At 50.6% G+C, this 1,053-nt stretch carries 1 protein-coding gene; it reads right to left on the reverse strand.

All coding sequences use genetic code 11. The features are described from left to right. Positions 1 to 1,053: molybdopterin cofactor-binding domain-containing protein (locus tag V5298_RS19170; RefSeq protein WP_332933042.1), on the reverse strand; the 1,053-nt coding region annotated here is incomplete at both ends.

Raw genomic sequence — 1,053 nt, forward strand, 5'->3', positions numbered from 1 at the left:
AGGTAATATGTACCGTGACGTTTTCTTCTGGGATCTTCAGCATACCCGCCACGTTACTTTTGGCCGCTTGGGGGTTTTGGGTACAAGCCCAAATTTCTGCTTTATCGCCAATCACCCGTGCAGTGGCTGCAGGTGGCTCCATGGGAGCCTGAGCCAATAGTGGCGAAAAATAGGTGGCTTCTATGACTTCGTCTGCCGCCTCAATGACCGAAGGTGCATCGCCTTTTGTACGAATGATTTCGCCACCAGCTTTTGCCGAGGCAATGAGAGCGGCTTTTTCTGTCTCGAACTGATACTGGCTGTTGTCATTTTCAGACCAGGTAATTGACAGTGCTTTGGCGCCTTGCATGGCAGCCCAGGTGTTGGTGGCAAGCACCGCCACGCCACCTAGTGGCTTAAACAAGGCCGGTTCGGTCAATGCGGGCATAGTAATAACGTGTTTAACCCCTGCCACTTGCTTGGCTTTGGTATCGTCCACCGAGATCACAGAAGTATATAAAACCGGAGGACGTACAATGACCGCCACAAGCATATCGTCTAGCTGTACGTCTTGACCGAAAACCGTGGCGCCTTTTACTACGGCAGGTAAATCTAAACTAGCAACACCTTTGCCCACGAATTTCCATGCACTGCGTGATTTTGGGGTTACCGTTTCTGGTGCAGGAACAGGCATGGATGCCGCCACGGGCACCAAAGGGGCAAAATCGATGGCTTTACCTGTGTTCTTGTTAACCACCGTATGGTTTTTACACTCACAGTCCTGGACACTGATCCCCCAGCCTTTTGCCGCGGCTTGTTTTAGCATCAGCGCCGCGGTTGCCCCCGCAATTTGTAAGCGGTCAATATTTCGTCGAATACTGCGGGAGCCATCGGTATTTTGATCACCGTATTTTTTATCGCCGGTGGCTTGGGTCACGCTAATTCGTTGCCAGTCGGCATCTAATTCATCGGCGATAATTTGTGCAATGGAGGTGCGTATTTGCTGGCCCATTTCAGAGCGATGACAGATAATATTCACCGTGCCGTCAGTTTCAACATTTATAAATACGCTGG

The organism is Alteromonas sp. 14N.309.X.WAT.G.H12, assembly GCF_036697315.1.
GTDB lineage: Bacteria > Pseudomonadota > Gammaproteobacteria > Enterobacterales > Alteromonadaceae > Alteromonas.